This is a genomic window from Cerasicoccus maritimus, assembly GCA_031296935.1.
GTDB lineage: Bacteria > Verrucomicrobiota > Verrucomicrobiia > Opitutales > Cerasicoccaceae > Cerasicoccus > Cerasicoccus maritimus.
On sequence record JAVDPD010000007.1, the window covers coordinates 21,767 to 41,929 of the forward strand.

The 20,163-nt window shown below is 52.2% G+C and carries 11 protein-coding genes; 3 read left to right on the plus strand and 8 right to left on the minus strand.

Annotated elements, in window-relative coordinates; translation table 11 throughout:
- The first annotated feature begins 10 nt into the window (after positions 1 to 10).
- From tnpC to RBB62_RS06465, 3 genes are all read left to right on the plus strand, one after another.
- Positions 11 to 1,501 carry an IS66 family transposase gene (gene tnpC, locus RBB62_RS06455; protein ID WP_309397918.1) on the plus strand — a complete coding sequence of 497 codons (1,491 nt, stop codon included), beginning with the start codon at positions 11 to 13 and terminating at the stop codon, positions 1,499 to 1,501.
- A 354-nt stretch (positions 1,502 to 1,855) separates the two neighbouring features.
- The gene (locus RBB62_RS06460; RefSeq protein ID WP_425499885.1) at positions 1,856 to 2,911 is read left to right on the plus strand and encodes a 3-deoxy-7-phosphoheptulonate synthase; all 1,056 of its coding nucleotides are present in this window, start codon (positions 1,856 to 1,858) and stop codon (positions 2,909 to 2,911) included.
- Positions 2,912 to 2,942: 31 nt separating this feature from the next.
- Positions 2,943 to 3,761, plus strand: coding sequence for an alpha/beta hydrolase (locus RBB62_RS06465; RefSeq protein WP_309397920.1), 819 nt, complete (start codon positions 2,943 to 2,945; stop codon positions 3,759 to 3,761).
- Positions 3,762 to 3,869: 108 nt separating this feature from the next.
- Here the strand turns inward: RBB62_RS06465 and RBB62_RS06470 are convergent, their stop codons facing one another.
- From RBB62_RS06470 to RBB62_RS06505, 8 genes are all read right to left on the minus strand, one after another.
- On the minus strand, positions 3,870 to 6,245 hold the full coding sequence (locus tag RBB62_RS06470) for an alpha-L-rhamnosidase-related protein (protein WP_309397921.1): 2,376 nt from the start codon (positions 6,243 to 6,245) through the stop codon (positions 3,870 to 3,872).
- Positions 6,246 to 6,298: 53 nt separating this feature from the next.
- Complete coding sequence (locus tag RBB62_RS06475) at positions 6,299 to 7,423, minus strand: ABC transporter ATP-binding protein (protein WP_309397922.1); 1,125 nt, start codon at positions 7,421 to 7,423, stop codon at positions 6,299 to 6,301.
- 24 nt (positions 7,424 to 7,447) lie between these two features.
- Entirely contained in the window at positions 7,448 to 8,452 is a 1,005-nt protein-coding gene (locus tag RBB62_RS06480; protein WP_309397923.1) for a hydroxyacid dehydrogenase, read from the minus strand.
- Complete coding sequence (locus RBB62_RS06485; protein WP_309397924.1) at positions 8,422 to 10,647, minus strand: glycoside hydrolase family 3 N-terminal domain-containing protein; 2,226 nt, start codon at positions 10,645 to 10,647, stop codon at positions 8,422 to 8,424. The genes RBB62_RS06480 and RBB62_RS06485 overlap by 31 nt, the downstream gene beginning before the upstream one ends.
- 24 nt (positions 10,648 to 10,671) lie before the next feature.
- Positions 10,672 to 11,670, minus strand: coding sequence for a GntR family transcriptional regulator (locus tag RBB62_RS06490; RefSeq protein ID WP_309397925.1), 999 nt, complete (start codon positions 11,668 to 11,670; stop codon positions 10,672 to 10,674).
- A 289-nt stretch (positions 11,671 to 11,959) separates the two neighbouring features.
- The gene (locus tag RBB62_RS06495; RefSeq protein WP_309397926.1) at positions 11,960 to 15,394 is read right to left on the minus strand and encodes a sugar-binding protein; all 3,435 of its coding nucleotides are present in this window, start codon (positions 15,392 to 15,394) and stop codon (positions 11,960 to 11,962) included.
- A gap of 14 nt (positions 15,395 to 15,408) precedes the next feature.
- The gene (locus RBB62_RS06500) at positions 15,409 to 16,140 is read right to left on the minus strand and encodes a hypothetical protein (protein WP_309397927.1); all 732 of its coding nucleotides are present in this window, start codon (positions 16,138 to 16,140) and stop codon (positions 15,409 to 15,411) included.
- Positions 16,130 to 19,933: a hypothetical protein gene (locus RBB62_RS06505; RefSeq protein WP_309397928.1), complete on the minus strand. Its 3,804-nt coding sequence runs from the start codon at positions 19,931 to 19,933 to the stop codon at positions 16,130 to 16,132. The genes RBB62_RS06500 and RBB62_RS06505 overlap by 11 nt, the downstream gene beginning before the upstream one ends.
- Positions 19,934 to 20,163: the final 230 nt, after the last annotated feature.

The following is a 20,163-nucleotide window of genomic DNA, read 5'->3' on the forward strand; positions in this document are numbered from 1 at the left end:
CATGGGCTGCATGCCTGCCGCCGAGGTCATATGGGAAGAAAATCAGCAACTGAAGTTGGAAAACAATCTTCTGAAGGAACAGATCGCCTGGCTCAAGCAGCGTCTGTTTGGCTCGGGTCAGAGTGAAAAGCTCGATGCGGCTCAACTACGGTTGAAGCTGGAAGATGTGGAGCGCCAGTTGGATGGCTCTGCATCGCAAAGCATCGCTTACGAACGTCGGGCCTCCAAAGCGGGTAAGCACGAATTACCCGCCGAGCGCTTCAAGGATCTCCCGGTGGAAGAAACCGTGGTGATCGAACCCGAGGAAGTTGCCGCTGAACCGGAGTCTTTTGAAAAGATCGCCGAGGAGGAAACCTTCGAGGTAGATATCCATCCGCCCAAGCTCTTTAAGCGCCGTATCGTGCGGCTCAAGTATCGCCGTAAGGCAAATCGCTCGCAGCCGCCGGTGATCGCCCCGGCTCCATCACGGGTCATCGAGGGCGGTTACGCTTCGGCGGGGCTGCTGGCGTGGGTCACTCTTGGCAAATACGTCCAGCACATGCCGCTTTACCGTCAGGAAAAAGCTTCGGCGATGTGGGGCGCGACGATCTCGCGCAAAACGATGGCCGACTGGGTCGAAACCGTCGCCGAATGGCTTAAGCCGATCTATCATTACATGCGCGCCGACCTGCTTAGCGGCGGTTATGTGCAGGCCGACGAGACGCCAGTGCGTTACTGCGACCCCGATCAGAAGAAAGGCAAAACCGAGCAAGGCTGGCTCTGGGCGATCAGTCGCCCGGGAGGCGATGTCGTGTTCGACTGGCGGCTGTCGCGGCGCTATGGCGAGCTGACTAGCCTGCTCGACGGTTATCAGGGCCTGCTGCAATCCGACGCCTATGGGGCCTATGAAAGCTTTGCATCGCAAAGTAATACGGCAGAGCAAACCAACGTGACGCTACTCGGCTGCATGGCCCATGCTCGCCGCAAGTTTTACGAGGCCCTTAAATCCCATCGTCGTGAAGCCGAACTGGTCCTTAAGCTCATCGGCAAGCTCTACGCCTGCGAAGCCGACTACCGCAAAGAAGGACTCGATCCCGATGACCGCCAAGCCCGCCGTCAGGACGAGCAAGCCCGCATCCTCAAGTGGCTCAAGGTGACGATCCGCATTTGCCAGACTCGTTCATTGCCTCAATCTGCCCTGGGCAAAGCTTGCGCCTATGCGCTCGGACAGTGGTCCAAGCTAATCGCCTACCTCGAACACGGCGTTGCCGAAATCGACAACAACCTCCAGGAAAACGCCATACGCCCCTCGGCTCTGGGCAAAAAGAACTTCCTCTTTATCGGACATCCCGATGCCGGTCAACGATCCGCCATCATTTACTCCATCGTGGTCTCCTGCCAGCGCCACGGCGTCAACCCCTTCGATTACCTCCGGGATGTCCTGACCCGCCTACCCAATATGACCAACCAGGACGACATCAGCCCACTGGCTCCATCCAAATGGTCGTTACCAACCACGTGACCTCACGGCATCAATCATGGGTAAATGACGTCACGTCATGGATCCATGTGAAGTCACGTCATTGCCCAATAGGGTCATACCTGCCAGACTACACTCCACGTCAATAGGGCCAAGCGCCGGACGTTTACATAAGCACCCGCAATCCGCTTAAACACCCAGCCTTGCCATTCTTAAAGCGGTGCGATGGGAGATTGTGGGTTAAAATCAGTATTCAAGTAGGTTTCGAGCCCTATTGGCTGAGCTTCGATATACAAGGTTATCCGGTTTTTGGCTTGTGTCGGGGGCTTGGTTGCGCGTTATTGAACGTTTTTTCCAAGCCCAATTTCGGCCCTCGTCAACATGCAAGTTCAGCCAGTGATTAACACGACCGACATCAATATCGAATCTTTCCGTGAGTTGCCAACCCCGGAAGAGCTGCTCGCGTCCATCCCCAAGACCGACGCGGAGGCAGAGTTCATCACCGAGGCGCGCCAGACCATCCACCGCATTATTTTCGGCGATGATCCACGCCTGCTCGTGGTGGTGGGCCCGTGCTCGATTCACGATTTGGAAGCCGGTCGCGAATACGCACGCCGTTTGGTCAAGCTCGCCAAAGAGCTGGAGGACCGCGTTTACATCGTCATGCGTGTGTATTTTGAGAAGCCGCGCACCACGGTGGGCTGGAAGGGGCTGATCATGGACCCGCAGCTCGACGGCCAGTGCGACATCCCTGAGGGCCTCAAGGTTGCCCGTAACTTCCTGCGCGAAGTCGTGGACCTCGGCTTGCCGACCGCCACGGAACTGCTCGACCCGATCACCCCGCAATACATCGCAGACCTTATTTGCTGGACCGCTATTGGCGCACGTACGACCGAGAGCCAAACCCACCGCCAGATGGCGTCGGGCCTCTCCATGCCCCTCGGCTTCAAGAACAGCACCGATGGCACGATCGACGCCGCGATCAACGCAATCAAGGCAGCGAGCCAGCAACAAACTTTCCTCGGTATCGGGGCCAATGGCCGCGCATCGGCCGTGACCACCCGCGGCAACCCGAACTGCCACCTCGTCCTGCGTGGCGGCAAGGCGGGCCCGAATTACTCCGCTGACCAAGTCAAGGACTACGCTGCCCAACTTAAGGGCAAGGGCCTGATCCCAGCGGTGATGGTGGACTGTGCGCACGACAACAGCGGCAAGGACCCGGCCAAGAGCCCTGAGATCCTTGACGAAGCCGTCCAGCAGATCCTCGATGGCAACACCGCGATGATCGGCGCTATGGTCGAGAGCAACCTCAAGCACGGCAGCCAGAAGTTCCCGCAGCCGATTGAAGACCTCGAATATGGCGTGTCCATCACCGACCCTTGCTTGGGCTGGGAAGACACCGAAGAGGCCCTGCGCGCCGCTTACGAAAAGCTCGCGCCGCGCTTTAAGTAATCGCAAAAAAACTGTTTGGAGTTTCCCCGCTATGACAGTGCAAGATGTTTACACGATTAATCAAAGCGCCGAGTGTCCGGGCGTTGTTTTAACGCGCGAGGTTGCAGTTCGCGAAATCGATGGCTGGTCGCAGCATTTGTATGTTTACCAGCCAGCGAAGAAGCCAGCCAGTCTGTTGCCCGCGCTGATGTTGGTGCACGGTGGCGGTTTTCAAGAGGGCGACGCGGCGAGCAATTTTTGCATCGCACGCTATCTGGCGCTTGAGCTGGGGATGGCGGTTTTCTCACCGAATTACCGACTAGCTTCACCCGGCTCGCCGACCTACCCGAAGCCAGTGGAAGACATCGCCTTTGCCTGGAACTGGGTGCGCGACAACGCTGCCCAGTGGGGCGTCGATGCGGATAAAGTCTTTGTCGGCGGTACGTCGGCTGGTGGCGCTTTGACCGCCATGGCGTTGACGAAGGGTCTCTTGCCCAATTGCCAGGGACTAGTCGAATGCTGGGGACCGATTGACTTCATTGCCCGCTGGTTTGACAATGGTGGGGCGCCTGGCGCCGAAGGCGTGCTGTTTGGCTCGAATTACCCGCTCAACCCAACGCTTTATCACGAGGCCAGCGCGCTGACCCACGTGAAATCAGGGCTGCCGCCAGCGGTGTTTATTTACGGCAATCAGGACCCCGTTGTCCACAAGCGCCAGGGCGAGCTTGGCCTAGCTGCTTGGCAGAGTGTGGGGAGTCATGCGGAGTTGTCCACCTTCGACAACATCGGCCACGGCATCGTGGGCGACAACACCGCCCAGGAGTGCCAAGTTACATTGCGCATCGCGGAGTTTCTGCGTGGGTTGATTTAGGCTTGAGGCGATTGCGTTCGACTTCTGGTCGCGGGGTAGACTTTGTAGGGCGATTCCATGAAGTGGCCAACTTGAGCAAGGGTTGGACTCGGCAACTTCATGTTATCTCTAATGGTTGGATAGTCGCTGCGCGAAGTTTACCTGTCTTCCATTGCGTTCCCATGTCGCGGTGACTTCATCTGGGATTTGTATGTTGTAGATTTCTTCATGCCCCTGGCGGGACCAATCAAAGCAAATCTCTCCCCTTGGATGTGGCATCGTTAGCTTGATACGGTTTAGCTTTCCGGGCATGGGGGCGATGTGGATGTGCTTGAAGCCTACGGCGCCAGGGCGAATACCAGCCATACTCGCGAAGGCGTGATGGATCGGGTGGGCTCCCCAGCCGTGACAGTCGGATCGGGAGGGTTCCGGTCTTTCCGGGGTGGTACAGAATCCTAGTGAAGGCAGCTGCTCCCAGAATGTGAGCCGCTCGTAAAAGGTGTCACTGGCACCCATATGATAGAGCGCGTCTAGTCCGTAATAGGAGAAGTAAATCGACATGGCCGCCAGTTGATCTTTCCGCTCTAGCCAAGATTGAAGGCAGCTCTTCTTTTCAGTTGTTGTGAGTATGCCTGATAAGATCGCCAAAGCTTGCGCATGCTCGCTAAAGTGTTCGGATAAGGTATCGTCGGCTAAGAGGCTTAATGACGTTCGCCAATACTTAGCCTTTGTTTGCCGACCCAATTCATGCGCCAGCTTCTGAGCGTGGCGCGCCAGCGAACGTTCGCCAAAGGCATTTTCGATATCTGCATAAAAGCGAAGGGCAAAGACCAAGTGGAGATTCACGAGTGAAGAGTCGCCATCACGAACACCGGGTCCGCAGCCTTCATCCCAAGTATCTACCCAATCGATGAAGGACCAGCCGGGAACGCGACCAAGAAGCCCGTTCGGTTGACGCCAGTGCAAACATTCACTGATCAGCGATCGCAGGCCGGGAAGCCGCTCTTGAATGAAATTGGCGTCGTCTCGCCAGTAGGCATGTTCGCGCAGCAGGCGTGGGTAGAGGAGGGCATAGGTGAAAGAATCTTGGCGATGCTTTGAAGGGTATCGCTCAGCTACCCAGCCCCCATCCTGACGCGACCAATCGAACAGCTCAAGGCAACGACGACTCAGTGAAGCGTCCTTGGTTAGGCAATAGAATGACAGTTCCGAAATGCTGTCACCCACATAGGAAAGCTGCTCATAGTAGGGGCAATCTACCCACTGTTCATGAGCGCAATTTAAAAGGCCTGCCTCAAGGGTTGGCCAGACATTGAGGAAGGCTTCGTTGTCGCAGTCGAATTGGCTGTCTCTTTGGTAGGGAATGCCTGTTCTACGTATGGCGAGGTGGCAAATGCGAACGGGCGTGTCCTTGGTTTTAATGCGTAGGCGGAGGTAGCGTCCTGAGCGCCACCAGAGGGTCGGTAGTCGCCACTCGTGGCCATCGAGAATCCAGCGGTCACCGATACCAACAAAGCTTTTACCAGAAATATTGCTGCGATTGCCTTTAGGGGAATGCTCGTTGATGTGGGAGGCGTGAGATTCCTCGAATAGGCTTTCCGCCCAGTGCAATTCGATCTGAGCGTCGGCGCCACCTTGAATTGCGATATCCGGGTAGCCGCAGCGATAATTGCCGAGATCGATTATCGCTTCGTAGTTTGACGCTTTAGGTATCTCTAGAGACGCCTGATTATTTAGTAGGTCATTCCATTCGTCCGTTGCTTGTTTAGTGTTTGTATTGCTAGTGCTGAAGGGACAGTCGCTGATTTCGTTTCGAATCGCGACAAGTCGACCTCCTCTGATCAATTTGAAGTCTTGTTCGGGCAGCGTATTAGGCTGTAAGCGCCAACCGGGCGCGCGCGTACCATATCTTTCTGCTTGCAGCGGGGCCCGTATGATTTGGGTCGGCAACGAGTGCTTCAGGCTCCATTGATTTAGATCAAAATGGAATTCAGGGCCGACCACATGATATCCCGGCACTTTAGGTGGCTGACAGTGAAGGGCTGGGCTTAGATTATAGGCCCGCCATGACGCCAAGCCGGTGCTCAATTTGGTAGACCAATTGCCTTCTCCCGCGAGCAAAAAAGCTGGGCGATGGCTTTCCTGAGCCATCGGGGATAGCTTAGGATTGAGCCACCAGACTAAGGCTTCAAAGCAATGGTTTCCCGCTTCCAGATCTGCTTGATAGCAGGCTACTGCCCAATGATGAATGTCTGATCTGTCTGGCCCCAGCGCAACGTGTTGTTCATTTAATTTGAGCTGAAAACGTTGATCCGCAGTGACATGGAAACGCAATGATTCCGGTTGATCGAGTGTGAACTCTAACTGAAAAGAAACCAGTGCCCAAGGGCTGGTTAAATCGTCAGTAATCCAAACCCAAGCCGCTTGCTCCGCTGGATGATCGGCGCTCATATTGGCCCAGGCTGGATGCCTGGGATGGTCGGGAACGAGGCGTGTTACGCGCATGAAAGACAAGGCGGTTAAGCGTGTCTTGGCTCAGCTTGCATAGTCACTGCTGGTCATTTGACGACGGCCTCGGTTTCTTCGTCAAAAAGCGCCGCACGTTCCTGATTGAATCGTAAATGGACGCTTTGGCCGATGTTGAACACATGGTTTGCCTCGACTTTTGCAATGAAGGATTTTCCAGTAGGCGTATTTAAATACAAATAGGATTCGGCGCCCATTGGTTCGGCGACATCAATCGTCGCTTCAATGGTTTCATCGCCGGCAACCTCGGATATCTGAATGTTTTCCGGGCGAACGCCAAATACGGTTGGCCGATTGTTTTGCTTGCGTGCGGCTTGGGCTAGCCGATGTATCAAACGAACTTTAAATGGGGCCCCCTGCTTCGAACCTGATTCCACGAAGTAGTGCGCACTGTTTTCCTCAATACAATGACCACTAAAGAAGTTCATGGGAGGTGAGCCAATGAAGCTGGCTACGAACATGTTCTGAGGATCATTGTAAAGTTTTAAGGGCTCGTCGACCTGCATGATATTGCCATCTTTCATGACACAGATTCGATCTCCCATTGTCATGGCCTCTACTTGGTCATGAGTGACATAGATCATGGTCGCGTTTAAGCGATTGTGCAGCCTCGAAATTTCCGTGCGCATTTGAACGCGCATTTTGGCGTCAAGATTCGAGAGAGGCTCATCGAACAAGAAGACATCTGGTTTGCGTACGATGGCGCGCCCCACGGCCACACGTTGGCGTTGCCCGCCCGAAAGAGCCTTGGGTTTGCGTTCGAGCATCGTGGTTAGGCCCAGGATATCCGCTGCTTCGTCAACACGGCGCTTAATCTCGTCACGCGGTGTTTTGTTGAGCTTTAAGCCGAAGGCCATGTTGTCGAACACCGTCATGTGTGGATAAAGCGCGTAATTTTGGAAAACCATGGCGATCCCCCGACTTTTAGGCTCTACGTCATTCATGATTTGTTCGCCGATCTTGAGAGCGCCCCCGGTAATATCCTCTAATCCTGCAATCATGCGCAAGGTAGTGGATTTACCACAGCCAGAAGGGCCGACAAAGACCATGAATTCTTTATCGCGAATTTCCAGGTTGATTCCTTTGACCGCGTGGAATGAATCTTTCTTCTCGGGGTTGTAGGTTTTATCGAATTGGTTCAGGGTTACAGTTGCCATTTTCGTAAAGGTCGTTGCTTAAAGTTAGGCCATGACGAGGCTTTGTTCGCGGCTTATCGCCACATGGGGGACATCGCCATTGAGGAATCTGTGGCACTCTTCAACTGCCGCTTCGCCCATGCGCAGGCACTCATTGCCCGTTGAGCCAGCAATGTGAGGAGTGATAAATACATTTGGTAGTTGGTTAAAAGGCGACTGGTGGTAGCTCTTTTCATCCGTGAGCACATCGATAATTGCATACAGGTCGGAGCGCTTGGTTAGTAATTCCAATAAGTCGGATTCGTTGACGACGGCGCCTCGCGATGTGTTGATGAAGCAGGCGTCCTCTGGCATGCGCTCCAGTAGATTGCGGTTAATCATGCCGCGTGTTTCTTTGAGTAATGGCGTATGGATGCTGACGACATTGCAGGTTTCGAAGAGTTCTTCGATGGAGGGGACGCAAGTAGCGCCGCACTTTTCAAAGACACTGTCGTGGACGTATGGATCGTAGGCTAGTATATCGACTTCCAGTTGAGTGAGCGTGCGGCAGACTAGCTGCCCGATGGCACCCAGCGAAACGATGCCAACTTTGGATCCCTTGTAGGCACCTGGCGCTGCATCGATGTTGAAACCATTGACGCCTTTTTTGAGCTGTTGGTGGAACTTCCAGGCCTTCTTGAGGGCGTAGATAATGCTAGCCAATGTATATTGCGCCACCGGGACTGCGTTTTGTCGATAGGCGCTCGTGATCAGAATATTCCGTTTCCAGAATGCTTCTGTAACAATGTAATTGATTGAGCCCGCGCCGTAGAAGAGTGCTTTAAGGGCGGGAAGCTTTTCCATCAATGTCTCATTGAGCACCGGCGTGCCCCAGCCGCCAAAAATAATTTCAACATCCTCGAATTCGGATGGAGTCTGTAGGATTTCCTTCTCGCTATAGAGTCTCCCCTTATTGTGAGTTATTGCGCAGACTTCGTTTATGGATGCCTTGCTGTAAATTTTCTGAAATGCGCTCTCGCTTAGCAGAAAGATGGATCTGGGTTTAGACATGCTTGTCGTTCAGTTGCGATGTTTGAATCTTTAGATTGTTTAAAATAAAATTTTCCGCCGATAGTTGCGGATGAATCGGGGCCAATCCATAATTGGAATTCACCTGGTTCGGTTCGCTGTTGGTTATCGGCACCGTAAAATGCAAGATCACTTTCCGAGAACGAAAATTGAACGGTCTTCGATTCACCTGATTTTAAATGAATACGTTGAAACCCTTTTAGCTCACGGACCGGGCGAATTGTACTTGCGACAACATCGCGCAAGTAGCATTGCACCACCTCGAATCCCGAGGCTTTGCCGGTGTTCTTGATTTGAATGCTGGCAGTGATGCATTCATCAGTCAGCATTTGCGAGCGGTCCAAAGTGAAGTTGGAATATTCAAAATGTGTGTAGCTCAGACCAAAGCCAAAGCGGTACATTGGCTTACCGACCTGGTCCTGATAGCGGGAGTCTTCGCCGTAATAATCGTCCACTGGGCGGCAGGTGTTTTTGTAGTTATAGTATATGGGGATTTGGCCGGTGGCGCGGGGGAAGGTGATTGGTAGTTTCCCGCTGGGGTTGACGTTTCCGGATAGGATGTCCGCGATTGCGTTGCCACCTTCGGAGCCTGGGTGCCATGCCCAGAGAATTGCGTCGACTTTGGGCTCAATGTCGGTGAGGACAAGTGGTCGACCAGAGCAAACGACTAGAATGATTGGCTTACCGATGGCGTGAATGGCGTCGATTAGCTGAGCTTGGCCAGCAGGCAGAGTGATGTCGGCGATATTGGCGTTTTCGCCATTGCGAAAATGATCTTCACCAACGACTAGAATGACTTGGTCGGACTTACGTGCCAAGCGAATCTGCGCGTCGACTGCGGCATCTGCGGGCGCTATTTTCAAGTCAGGCCGGAGCTGCGCTAGCCCTTCGGCGATGGTGACCGTGTCTTCCGGGCGGCCGTCGAGCGTCCAATTTCCCAGCAATTCACGACGCGCATGGATTAGAGGGCCGATGAGGCATATGGTGCAATTGTCATCATTGGCAAGTGGTAGAGCATCCTCATTATTTTTCAATAACACCATGCTTTCGGCGGCCAACTTTCGAGCAAGTTGACGATGCTCTGACTTCAGGCCTTTGGGTTGCTGCTTGCGCACTTTGACGAAAGGCTCTTCGAAAAGCCCAGCCATGAATTTGATGCGTAAAATTCGACGAACTGCTTGATCTACCGTTGCTTCACTGACCGTGCCTTCAGCGACCTGTTGGCGGAGGTGAGTGGCGAAGCAGTGCCCTGGCATTTCCATGTCAACGCCGGCTTGAATCGCATGTTGGCCAGCTACAGCTGCATCTTCTACCGAGCCATGCTCGACCATGCCTTTGATAGAGTCCCAGTCGCTGATAACATAGCCATCAAACCCCCATTCGTTGCGCAGAATGGTGTTTAGTAAGTAGCCATTGGCAGAGCAGGGGATGCCGTTCCAGTCGTTGAAAGCGCACATGATTGTGCCTACGCCTGCATCAACTGCTGCTTTGAACGGAGGCAGATAGGTGTTGCGCAGCGTGTTTTCCGTGACCTCAATCGTGTTGTAATCGCGTCCGCCTTCAACGGCACCATAGCCAACGAAATGTTTGGCGCAGGCGACCATGCTGCCGGGAGCGCTTGTGTCTTCGCCTTGAAATCCGCGGATTTGGGCCTTGGCCATTTGGGAGCAGAGATACGGGTCTTCGCCGGAGCCTTCGATGACTCGGCCCCATCTGGGGTCGCGCGCGATGTCGAGCATTGGTGCAAACGTCCAGTGAACAAAATCCGACACCGCTTCGCTGGCTGTAGCTTTTGCTGCTGCTTCAACTAATTCAATATCCCAACTGGCTGCTTGGGCGAGTGGTATGGGATAAACCGTCAAGTGCCCATGAATGACGTCGCGTCCGAAAATGAGTGGGATGCCTAGTCGGGATTCTTCAACTGCAATGCGCTGAAACTCCCATAGCGGAGTGTAGGCGTCGGCCTCTGTCTCGTCGTTTCCTGCGTGTGCGGAAAAGGCCAGAATACGTGAACCGACTTGGCCCTGTCGTATCATTTCTTTGTCGCGTTCTTCGCTTTCTGGCGTAGCGAAGATTTGATTCAACTGGCCGATCTTTTCATCTAGCGTCATGCGCTCCACCAAGTCATCGATGCGCTGTTGGGTGGGGAGGCTGGGATTAAGATACGGGAGGATCATTTGCAGTGTTTTCTGTAAGTGCGCCTAGGCCATGGCTTTGAACCATTGGGGGGCGTAGGGCGTGAGAGGCTCTGGATTTATTAAGCAATGGCGCCCTGGTTCAGTATTGCCTTCGCTACGCAATCGGAAAAGTCGGATAGCTTCGTCGGCAATTCCATCCCAAGGGATACCGATGCCATTAATACCAGCTTGAGCCAGCGACTGGCCGTCGCCGAAGGCTACAATCGGCAAGCTAGCACCAAACTTGGTTTGTAAGGCGTTTACACCTACGTTGTTTACGCTGAATGCTGCGTCTATTTCGTCTGTTTCCAACTCACGAATAGAGTCAAGAGCGGCAGTGAGTGACCAATCGGACTGGTGGAAGACTTTGCAGTCTGGGAGTATGCTGCGGAAACCCTCTAGCTGTTGTTGGTAATGCCCATTGTTTTCTTGGCCGGCCAAGACGACGACGTTTTGAGCTTGGTGCTGCCGACGCAGGATGTTTGCGCAGGTTTGCCCGGCCATGTGGTTATCGACAGAGATCGAGTCGGTGAAGGTGGCATTCACGCCATCCTTTGGCTCACCATCGATCATTAGGCTATACTGGAGATACTGTGGGATCTTTCGCAGGTCATAGTCCTGGCCCCAGAGAATGTTGTATTTGCCTTCGATGTAGTGGTCGAAGGAAACGCTTTGAACCACCTCGAAATCGATTTGCTCTTGGGCAAGTCTCGTTTCGAGCTGCTTGAGCAATATGCCCCCAAAATTGTTTTTACTGCAGTTGGGGTGGAAGACGAGGGCTACGCTGGTCGGAGGGGGGACAGCGCCTGCAATGTAGGTTCCAGATGAGGGGACGCGATGGAGATACCCTTCGGCGACGAGTTCGCTAATGAGCCGATGAGCGGTCTGGTAGGAGACGCCATAGCGCATGGCAAGTTCTCGGTTGGAGACAAAGTGGTTGCCTGGTCGACAGAAACCACCGTTGAGGCGTTCTTTTAAGTCGGCGAGAATGTTCTTGATGCGGTTGCTGCGTGTGCGGGCCATGGGGAATCTGTTGATTGAGGTGGGGTTTTTATGGGCAAAATCCAAAATGGGAACGTTACCAATAAAATGGCGTGCTCCCTATCGGTGTCAAATTCAATATTCACAAATATATTGAGCTGATGCGATCGGAGATGGTGTGAATGAGGCGTTTATGGCTCTTTTGTCGCAAAAAATTCGTTTTGAGTGCGTAGTTGATTTTGAGAATATTGCCATTTTTTTGAGTTGGTAGACACAAAATGGCCTTCCTGCGAGGGGAAGGCCATTAAAGATAGTGGATTGTTCGGACCGATTATCGGAGGAACTTGACTGCGCCCCAATAGCGTGGTTGCCGGGTGAGCTGGTCACTCTTCACACTTGGCCAGAAGACTTCTCGATCCCCGTTAAGGCCCTTTACATTGAGGTTGAAGTTAAGTCCCCAAACCGTATCGGTCGTTGGTTTGGCGCCTTGGATTTCCTCCCAAGGAATGACGAATTCCATCCTGTAGCCGTTCTCAGTTAGTGAAGAGCTGCTGTGCTTGAGTGGAATGTCTTGTCGGGTCTCGTCGATTTCCTCGCCGCGCTTCCATTGGCCAAGGTAGACTTCGTTACTGTCAGGCTGGGGAACGAGCCAGAACTGGTGATCACCCTTCCCATAGCTGTCCGCATTTTTGTCATTTTGAGTGTCAATGAATAGCTCCAGTGCATCCATACGCCAAAAGTAGGTGGGGTCGGTTACGCGGACTTTACAGTCATTGACTTCAAGTGCGCACCATAGACCATCTGGCGTCCAGCCAAGCCATACATCGGCATCCGCTTGTCCATGAGTGGAGCCGAGTATCCAATTTGGTAGGTGATTAGACTTTGGCCATTGGGAGGATTGACCTCCAAACCAACCTTTGCCCGGGACTTGATGGATAGCGATCACGGGCGGTGGAATGGGTGCCTGAATTGATACCCCTGGCGAGCTGACGACCACGTTTGCGCTTTGGCCCTCCGGAATGTTTTCACTCCAGACCAAGTCGAGACTCACCGTTTCTTGTGCTTCAGGCTCCAAGTTTTGAATCTGCACTGGCTGAGAAATTGCTTTCCATGTTTCTGGCAGTTTAAGACTTACGATTGGATTGTGCGTTACGGATCCTAAGTTCGTGACCGTGGCGCTAATTCGGGTCGTTTTCTCCGTCGCTTGTAGTGATCCAACTTCCAGGTAGTAGGGCTCAAGAACGTTCGCTTGCATGCGTAATGTTTTGATGACTTCACCATCTTCTTTGATCACGATTTCGATGGGGCGCACTCCGGTAGGCTCGCTTTCGGGAGGCTGGAATTTCAAAGTGAATTTTTTCTCCGAGCCTGTTGGAATGTTGACCTGAACGGGGTTGCCCGCTTCGGCAGTCCAGCTATCAGGCAGCTTTAGCTCAATCGAGGCGCTGATAGGTTTGGCCCGGTTATTGCAAACTTTCAAGACTGTGGAGGCGGGTTCTCCAGCGGTGACTGATTGATAGTGATGGGAATCAATCGCGTAGGCGGTTTGCAGCATGATGGGAGAGTCTGCGGCAATGCCCTTTGCATAGATTGGTGCAATATTTAGTTCCGCGGATGATCCTTGTATGGCGTTCCCGTAAAGATCCTGGAGTTTGGCACCCGAGCCAAAGTCAACTCGTTGAGCCTCATCGCTCACCTTCAGGTTCCATGCTGAGGCAATGTATTTACCGTTCTGCTGGAAAACGTAGCCTTGAGTGTTGGGACCGAAATTAAATTCGCCGACATAATCGAGGTCGGGTAATATGTGGGTTAGACCGGCCATTGCGCAGAGAGATGGTTTGGGTTCCCGGCGATCTGTCATGAGGCCGCAGCCATCGAAGAAGAGGCTTGGGGTGGGGCTGTCAAAGTGCCAATACCAGAAGGCGCGATCAACGCCGCAGGAGGCCAGCATCATGTAGGCGCGCGCCAGATATGCGGCTTGTTCATCCTCCGACACAATATAGCCCGCTAGAGTATCCCAGCCGAATTCGGTGATGAAAACCTCGCGCTCCTTGCCATCTTTGTTGGCGACCTTGACGAGATCGCGAACCTTGTCACCGAAGAGTCCGGCTTTGCGGCCGCCGCCACCGGTGTTGTAGTTGCGCACGTTTAGTTCTGGTGCTTCAACACCACAATAGTGATGGAAATTGATAACATCGATATTTGCGAACGAGCCATTGTCGATAGCGTCCTCAACCAAATCGGGCCGTACGCCGTGGCGCCCGTTTTCAACGGCCTTTAATTCGCCGTGGCCAAGGTAGGCTATGCCGTCGCCAAAGGTCTGATGATATTTCTGATAGTGCGCCCATTTGATTTTATCTTCAGCGTGTTTCACTTCTGGTTTGAGCGCATATTCATTATCTAATTCCCAGTGGGTTAGATGTGGAAAACCGCTTAGGACATCTGCAAGGTGAGCAGTCCACTCGCGGTCAGGAGGCGTGGCGCCTGTGACCTCCCCATTGACGATTGCTGTTTTGGGGATTGAGCGAACCAGAACCGGCATCACCAGGGCGCCAACGCCATTATAGGTATCAATGATGCCTGGATAGCCTGGCCATCCAGTAAAATTATGGTTTTTCCCTTTGGCTCTCTTTAGCCAGCTCCAAGTGAAAGCATAGTCGCGAAACCAAACAATGCCAGCTTCACGAAAAGGTGTCAGAAACAAGCCATGACCCGCGTGGTAGTTCATGCCGTAGGGGGACATGAGCTTTTCCTCCGGGCTTAGCTTTCGTGGCTTGGGTGCGAGCGCGAATCGAAGGTCAAGGTCCATTGGTTCGCCGTTGGTGCGATCAAGGTGAAGTTGGGCCCGGTATGGACCATACGAGTCTATTGTTGGGCGCCATCTAAGCTCGGTAGAGGAAACAACTTCTGTTTGCTTAGTCTCCTCGAAGAGTTGGTTGCCGGATTCATCGATTACAGTAACGTGAGCTTTTACGGTTGCTGTTTGCGGATACCAATTGCGTAGTGTGAGAATGAGTTCAGGCTCGGTCCCCGCGAAGAAATGACCGATGGCGCTTGAGCCAAAGTTCGCCTCGAATAATGGAGTCTGCGGCACCTCCTTGTAGCCGTCTTTGGGCTTTGCAGCAGGTTTCCATAATAAGTATTCGCCGGTTTGGGAATCAACGTTGGCTAAGTCGGTTGTTGCCGAAATGTTGTCCATGGCAACAAGCACATCGGTCTTTTTCGTACGTGTGCCATAGTTGTGAAAAAGGAAACCTCTCAGTGAAATTGGGAACACGGTTTCAGCCGGAATCTTGAGGGTCACGTCTTCCCAGGATTCAGCCGGGAAGCGTGGAATGTCGATTTCTTTCCATTGGCCATGACCGTCTTCGTAGGCCAGCTTCATCCCGGCTCCAGGATCACTCATGAATAAGCGGATAGTTACCGTCTTCACTTCACCAGGGATGCCGATCGGTTTGATCGGCTCCATGCGGTAGTATTCAAAACCTTTGCCGGAATAGGGGATGTGCACGCCCATGCCATTTTCGGCTGGTTTCAAATCCGCAGTGACGCGAGTATCACGGCCAGTCTTCCAGTTCTGTGGGGCGAATTGTACAATTTTCTTGGTCGAGAGCTTGCTTGCGTGTTCACTGATGTCGGCGACTGCGTATTTACATGCCGCTGCCGCAAGACAGAGAACTAAGAATTTGAGTAAGTGTGGAAGTCTATTCATAAAAAGATTGGGAATGTTCCCGTTTCTGAAATTGAGAAAGCATCGATTTAACAAGCACTCGAATGGTGCTAATTGCTTATCGGGTAGTCAGCCAATACCTTGAACTGTATTGGACTGACGTCTCGGGAACCGGATTCTGAGACAAAAATCAGGTATCGGAAATTTTCCGAATGGCGCCACTTGTTTGTGTATAGCGGTTTAACGCCATCTGGGTCTCGAAGGACAAAGGCTACGGGATACTCCTTACTGGTGTTGAAAGGCTGCTCCAAAAAAATGGTTTTCTTTGGCTTCAGGTTGATGGTCTGTTCACCGAATTTAGCCAGAAGGTCTTTTTCCGTAAAATTATAAAAGCGGTAACTGCCGTTGGGGTACTGGGCAAAACTGTCTTCGAGGGCGATGATTTGATATTGGTCTTCATTCTCTACGAAGAAAAGCAATGGCTTTTCGATGCCGATGGGAATGCTTGCTTCTGCGATTGGCTTGTAGATGGTTTCTCCGTGATCATTTTTGGTTTTGGTGTGGAAGACGACTGGGTTGAGACCAGAATATTCCATGGATTGAGAACGCTGCATGTTGTGTATGCGAAGTGGCACCATCTCTTCTCCGTTACGTACATACAGGGCGCTGGAGATCGGTTTATTCCAACTGACACAAGTGAACTCTGTCTGGATGCTCCGACCGTGTTCGGCATTTTGCGCGTTTAGAAGAGCAGGGCTGAGTATTAACCAAATCAGCGTGATAAATGCATTGAATATAACGTTGCTGTGTAGGAGTGAGTCGCTGTTTTTTCTAAATATCATCTTGGTCTAACCATCTAAAACTAACCACGACGAAGCGTCGCCCAAAGTTCTTGTTTTGTTCTGAATACTCGTTGGGACTATCCCAAGGGTCATTCGTGTCTTCCACAAATTCTGGCAATCGTTGAACCGTTGCTTCACACCAGGCACGCGCGGTAATCTCATTGGTCAGCGGATTGGTTACTTCGCCATAGGAGCGAACGGTAAAGGTATCTGAGCGCACTGACATGTAGGGTGCCAAGGGGGTCAAGAGATCCGCTTGGGTTAGCCAACCAGGTATGCCGGCCGCCGTATTGCCCAGCGTATTCGCACCTTTATAAGCACTATTAACGTCAGAGCCGGTGTAGGCGTCATCGCCTTGCGCGCGGATCGTGTCATTGATGCCAGATTGCTCAATCGCTCTGCTTAGAGCGCCGTTAAGCTGGTGTTCCGCTTGGGTGGATCCCGGACGACGATTGATGAAATCGCCGATGCTTAAAAACGGCCCCCGGTTCTTCACTTCCGTAACGATTGCATTTGCGAGCGCATCTATCGCTTGGTCGTCTAGTTGTAGTGGTTCGCTCCAATCGTCCGGCCCGGATGAATCATCGCCCCCCTTGCTGATCGGGAGCGCAAATCTTGAGTACAGTGCGCCGACAGCGGTTTCTGTTATAATGTCATCACCGTCGTAATAGCTGAATTCACGATCTAGATTTGAGGATAGAAACGCCTTCCAGGCATCGACTGAGGTCGAATTAACATTGAAGCCACCCTTGGGCGCAAAGTAGGCAGCGGTTTTAAGGTAGCCGTCAGTCTTCGATAAATCCTGAACCATACCACCGTAGTCTTTCAGCGAATCGATGTATGTGAAGCGCTCATTTGGCGTTCGCGGTGGGCGGCTTTCGCTGATAGCTTCGTTGTATTCAAGCTGTAGGTGTTCCGGCACAGTGTCCTGATCTGTATCGGGCGCTATGCTTGAGAAAAAGAACGAGTCAAACAGCGATTCGTTACTCAGGAAGGAAATGTCATAGAGCGATGGAGTGAACCCTGAAGTGCCAATCTGCTTTTGTAGCGTGGTGTCGGATGTTTCAAAATATGGTGAGGCCTGTGAATTGCCAATTGCGTTGCGTGGCAGGTAAGCACTCAGGCTGATATTGGCGTGTTGCAGGCTGCCGAGTGACCATAACGGCGTGGTGGGAATTTCCTGCAGTACTGCGCGAGTTGATCCATCGCTTGCAGAGTAATTGTAGCCGAAGTATACATTACCGTCGCTGTTAAGTGTCGATTCCGGACGTATGGTATTATACGACGGGCTTCCGGACATCGGATGAACAAATACCTGGTTGCGGTCCGGCGTCAGGCTTCCTCCTTGGAACGCAGGCCCGAGTGGGGCGAATGGATTGGTGTTTCCCAGCATTTCCATTGGTGAGCCATCAGTGGAGTTAGCGGGATTGAGCCGCACTTCCACCGCCATAAAAGGGTAGACCCCGCCGGAAAATGCTATGGCAGTTGGCGAAATTTGAAGACCATTGATTCCGGAATCAAAAACCTCCTGAACGCCATCTGGGTCACTGAATGATGCCCCAATTGAGCGTAGCTCGTAGTCGTCGTTTTCGCGATTGCCACCTTCAGCAATGCTCTCGGTATCGGTAAGTAAGTAGTCGCCGAAGCCAATGTTCTCAATGCTGCTGCTAAAGTTCATTGTTTTGGTGCTATTGTTTAGCTTAGCGCCATTTTGATTGGTCCAGTAGACACGCTCGATGGTGATTGGGTAGCTGGAGGGAATGTTGTCGATTTGGCTATACTGATCCACTCCGGTATCCGGATTTTTGTATTTATCAGCCCGAGTAGTTTCTGCGGTTCGGTAGATCAGAAGCCCACCACTTTCGTGCCAACCTTCCTCGAGAAACAGTGCTCCCCCCTGCTTCATTACATAGCCAAGATGATGCTGGTCTTGAGGGCTGAAGATTTTTAACTCGCCTGGTTTTAAAACCGTTGGCTCGGAGCCGTCTGGACCATTACCGATGAGAAATTCCAAATAACTGTAGAAGTCGTTTACTTGGTTGCCGTGATTGTCATAGGCCGGGTTGCTGGCCCCCAACATGAATTCGAGCGGAGCCAAAAAACTTCGATAGGCGCTTCCATTGGGGAGAGGCTCAGGCCAAGATAGTTCAAAGGACATGGTAGGCTTTTCCCAGGAAACCTTGTATGCATTAAACGAGATGCTGGTGTTGTATGGATTCCATACAACGGCGATAGGTTGAATAATTAAGGCATTTATCTCTTCCGGTCCAGTAACATCCAATTCGTAGTTCCATGAGTTTGCGGTCACGGGATTGCCGTATTTATCACGTTTTATTCTCACCTGTTCACTCGGTGTTGTCTGAGCAAAACCGAAAACCAGAAATAATCTCACCGCTATGGGGGCTACTTCGTGTTGAGTTAATCTAGGTACGTCGACTTCATCTTCATCAGGCGGATCGACGCGGGTGTTTACGTTGTTATTACCACTTTTGACGTCCCCGTTGTAGCGATAGTTCATAACATTGACCAGGCCTGAGAAGCGACCTTCTTTGCCTTCTTCGTTCACTGCATTGAAATCCACGGTGTTGGGGCGGTAAGGTTGCGCCGGAATCGTAGGATTTTCTTCCACGTCATCGACTTTTTTGTAAAGGTTGTAATAGCTCCTCAGGAAATGCCAAGTAGGACCCCGGATGAAGGCATTGCTAGCGACTGCCGGGGCAGGGTGTTTGAAGAGATAGCTTACCTGAGTGCCGGTGAACGCATCGATGTAGCTGGAACCGTCTGTGGGCGGCTTATCTTCACGGGTTGACTCATCGCCGCCATAAGGGGTGGTCTCAAAGTCGTCGTCATCAAGCTCAAACAAAAGGTTCAAATCCTTTTTCAGTCCGCCATTGAGCACATCCGTTTGCAGAATGATAGAGCCCATGTTCAGGTCGTGGAAATTTTCCTGGAGCAAATCATGCCATGCATCGGGAGTGTTGGGTAAATATTCACCATCGACATGGCTGATGTCTTGATAGGACATTAGGCGTGCAAAGTCTTTTGCGAGATCGGGGACGGTGAGATCGTATCCTTGCCAATTATCTAATGCGTTGACGCCAACGCGCTCGGGTGCCGTAAGGGAATAACGTGAGGTCATTGAGTCAGAGGGATCCGCTTGTGTTGGATCGCTATACCTGTCGTCTACTAGGTTTAGCGGTGCCTTTTGCCCTTCATCTGCGATCCAATACGCGTAGTTTCCATTGGAGGTCGTTCCCGACTGTCCATCTGCAATGATGGGCACTTTCGGTGCCATGACAAACCGGTCTTCGTGATCTGCGCCGACCGAATTACCGCCAACTAGAAGCGCGACATCTTCATCAATTGGTTCACCTTGGGCAAGGTTGAGGTTGATATCTGGCACCTGCTGTGCGTCGCTATCCAAACCAGATACGAGCCAAGAAAGGTGGCGCTCATTTGGATTATTCATCCATGTCATTTTATCCTGCCAGAGTGGATCACTCGGATCGGTTGCATTCAGGTTTTCTGTGTCCCAAACACCAATCCAAAAGCGCCGAGGATCGTCGTCTGCGAGTTGTAGGGTAGTGCTATCGTTTTCCTTCTTAAACACTGAGGCCGGTGCGCTCACTCGTTGGTCGGGCCCCATCTCTTTCTGAAGACTGCCCAAGGCGACTTGGAAGCCAAATAGTGCGTTCTGCCGGGCTTTCGTGAGTTGCGTATGGTTTATGGCGGTTTGGGTTTCGATGCGAACCACGGTAGCCATCGAGAGCAAAAGGAGAACGATGAGCCCCATGAAAGATAGGGCGATAACCAGTGCAAACCCACTGGAGTGTGAGCATGAGGAGGGCGTATTATTTGAGGGTGGCCTGCTTTTCTTTATTAACATGGGGGTATATAGACTTTTGCTGGTTACAGCGCAGAGCTTTTTCGCGAGGCTAGCTATCAGCGAATAATTGAGCAACCATCATCTGATTGAGGACCGTTTTAACCGATATGATAATGATTGTCTGCTTGGGCGTTAAT

Bases quoted from the DNA above. Each gene is read 5' to 3' on its own strand.
- tnpC (WP_309397918.1), top strand. From the start codon at position 11: ATGCCTGCCGCCGAGGTCATATGGGAAGAAAATCAGCAACTGAAGTTG.
- RBB62_RS06465 (WP_309397920.1), top strand. From the start codon at position 2,943: ATGACAGTGCAAGATGTTTACACGATTAATCAAAGCGCCGAGTGTCCG.
- RBB62_RS06470 (WP_309397921.1), bottom strand. From the start codon at position 6,245: ATGCGCGTAACACGCCTCGTTCCCGACCATCCCAGGCATCCAGCCTGG.
- RBB62_RS06475 (WP_309397922.1), bottom strand. From the start codon at position 7,423: ATGGCAACTGTAACCCTGAACCAATTCGATAAAACCTACAACCCCGAG.
- RBB62_RS06480 (WP_309397923.1), bottom strand. From the start codon at position 8,452: ATGTCTAAACCCAGATCCATCTTTCTGCTAAGCGAGAGCGCATTTCAG.
- RBB62_RS06485 (WP_309397924.1), bottom strand. From the start codon at position 10,647: ATGATCCTCCCGTATCTTAATCCCAGCCTCCCCACCCAACAGCGCATC.
- RBB62_RS06490 (WP_309397925.1), bottom strand. From the start codon at position 11,670: ATGGCCCGCACACGCAGCAACCGCATCAAGAACATTCTCGCCGACTTA.
- RBB62_RS06500 (WP_309397927.1), bottom strand. From the start codon at position 16,140: ATGATATTTAGAAAAAACAGCGACTCACTCCTACACAGCAACGTTATA.
- RBB62_RS06505 (WP_309397928.1), bottom strand. From the start codon at position 19,933: ATGGGGCTCATCGTTCTCCTTTTGCTCTCGATGGCTACCGTGGTTCGC.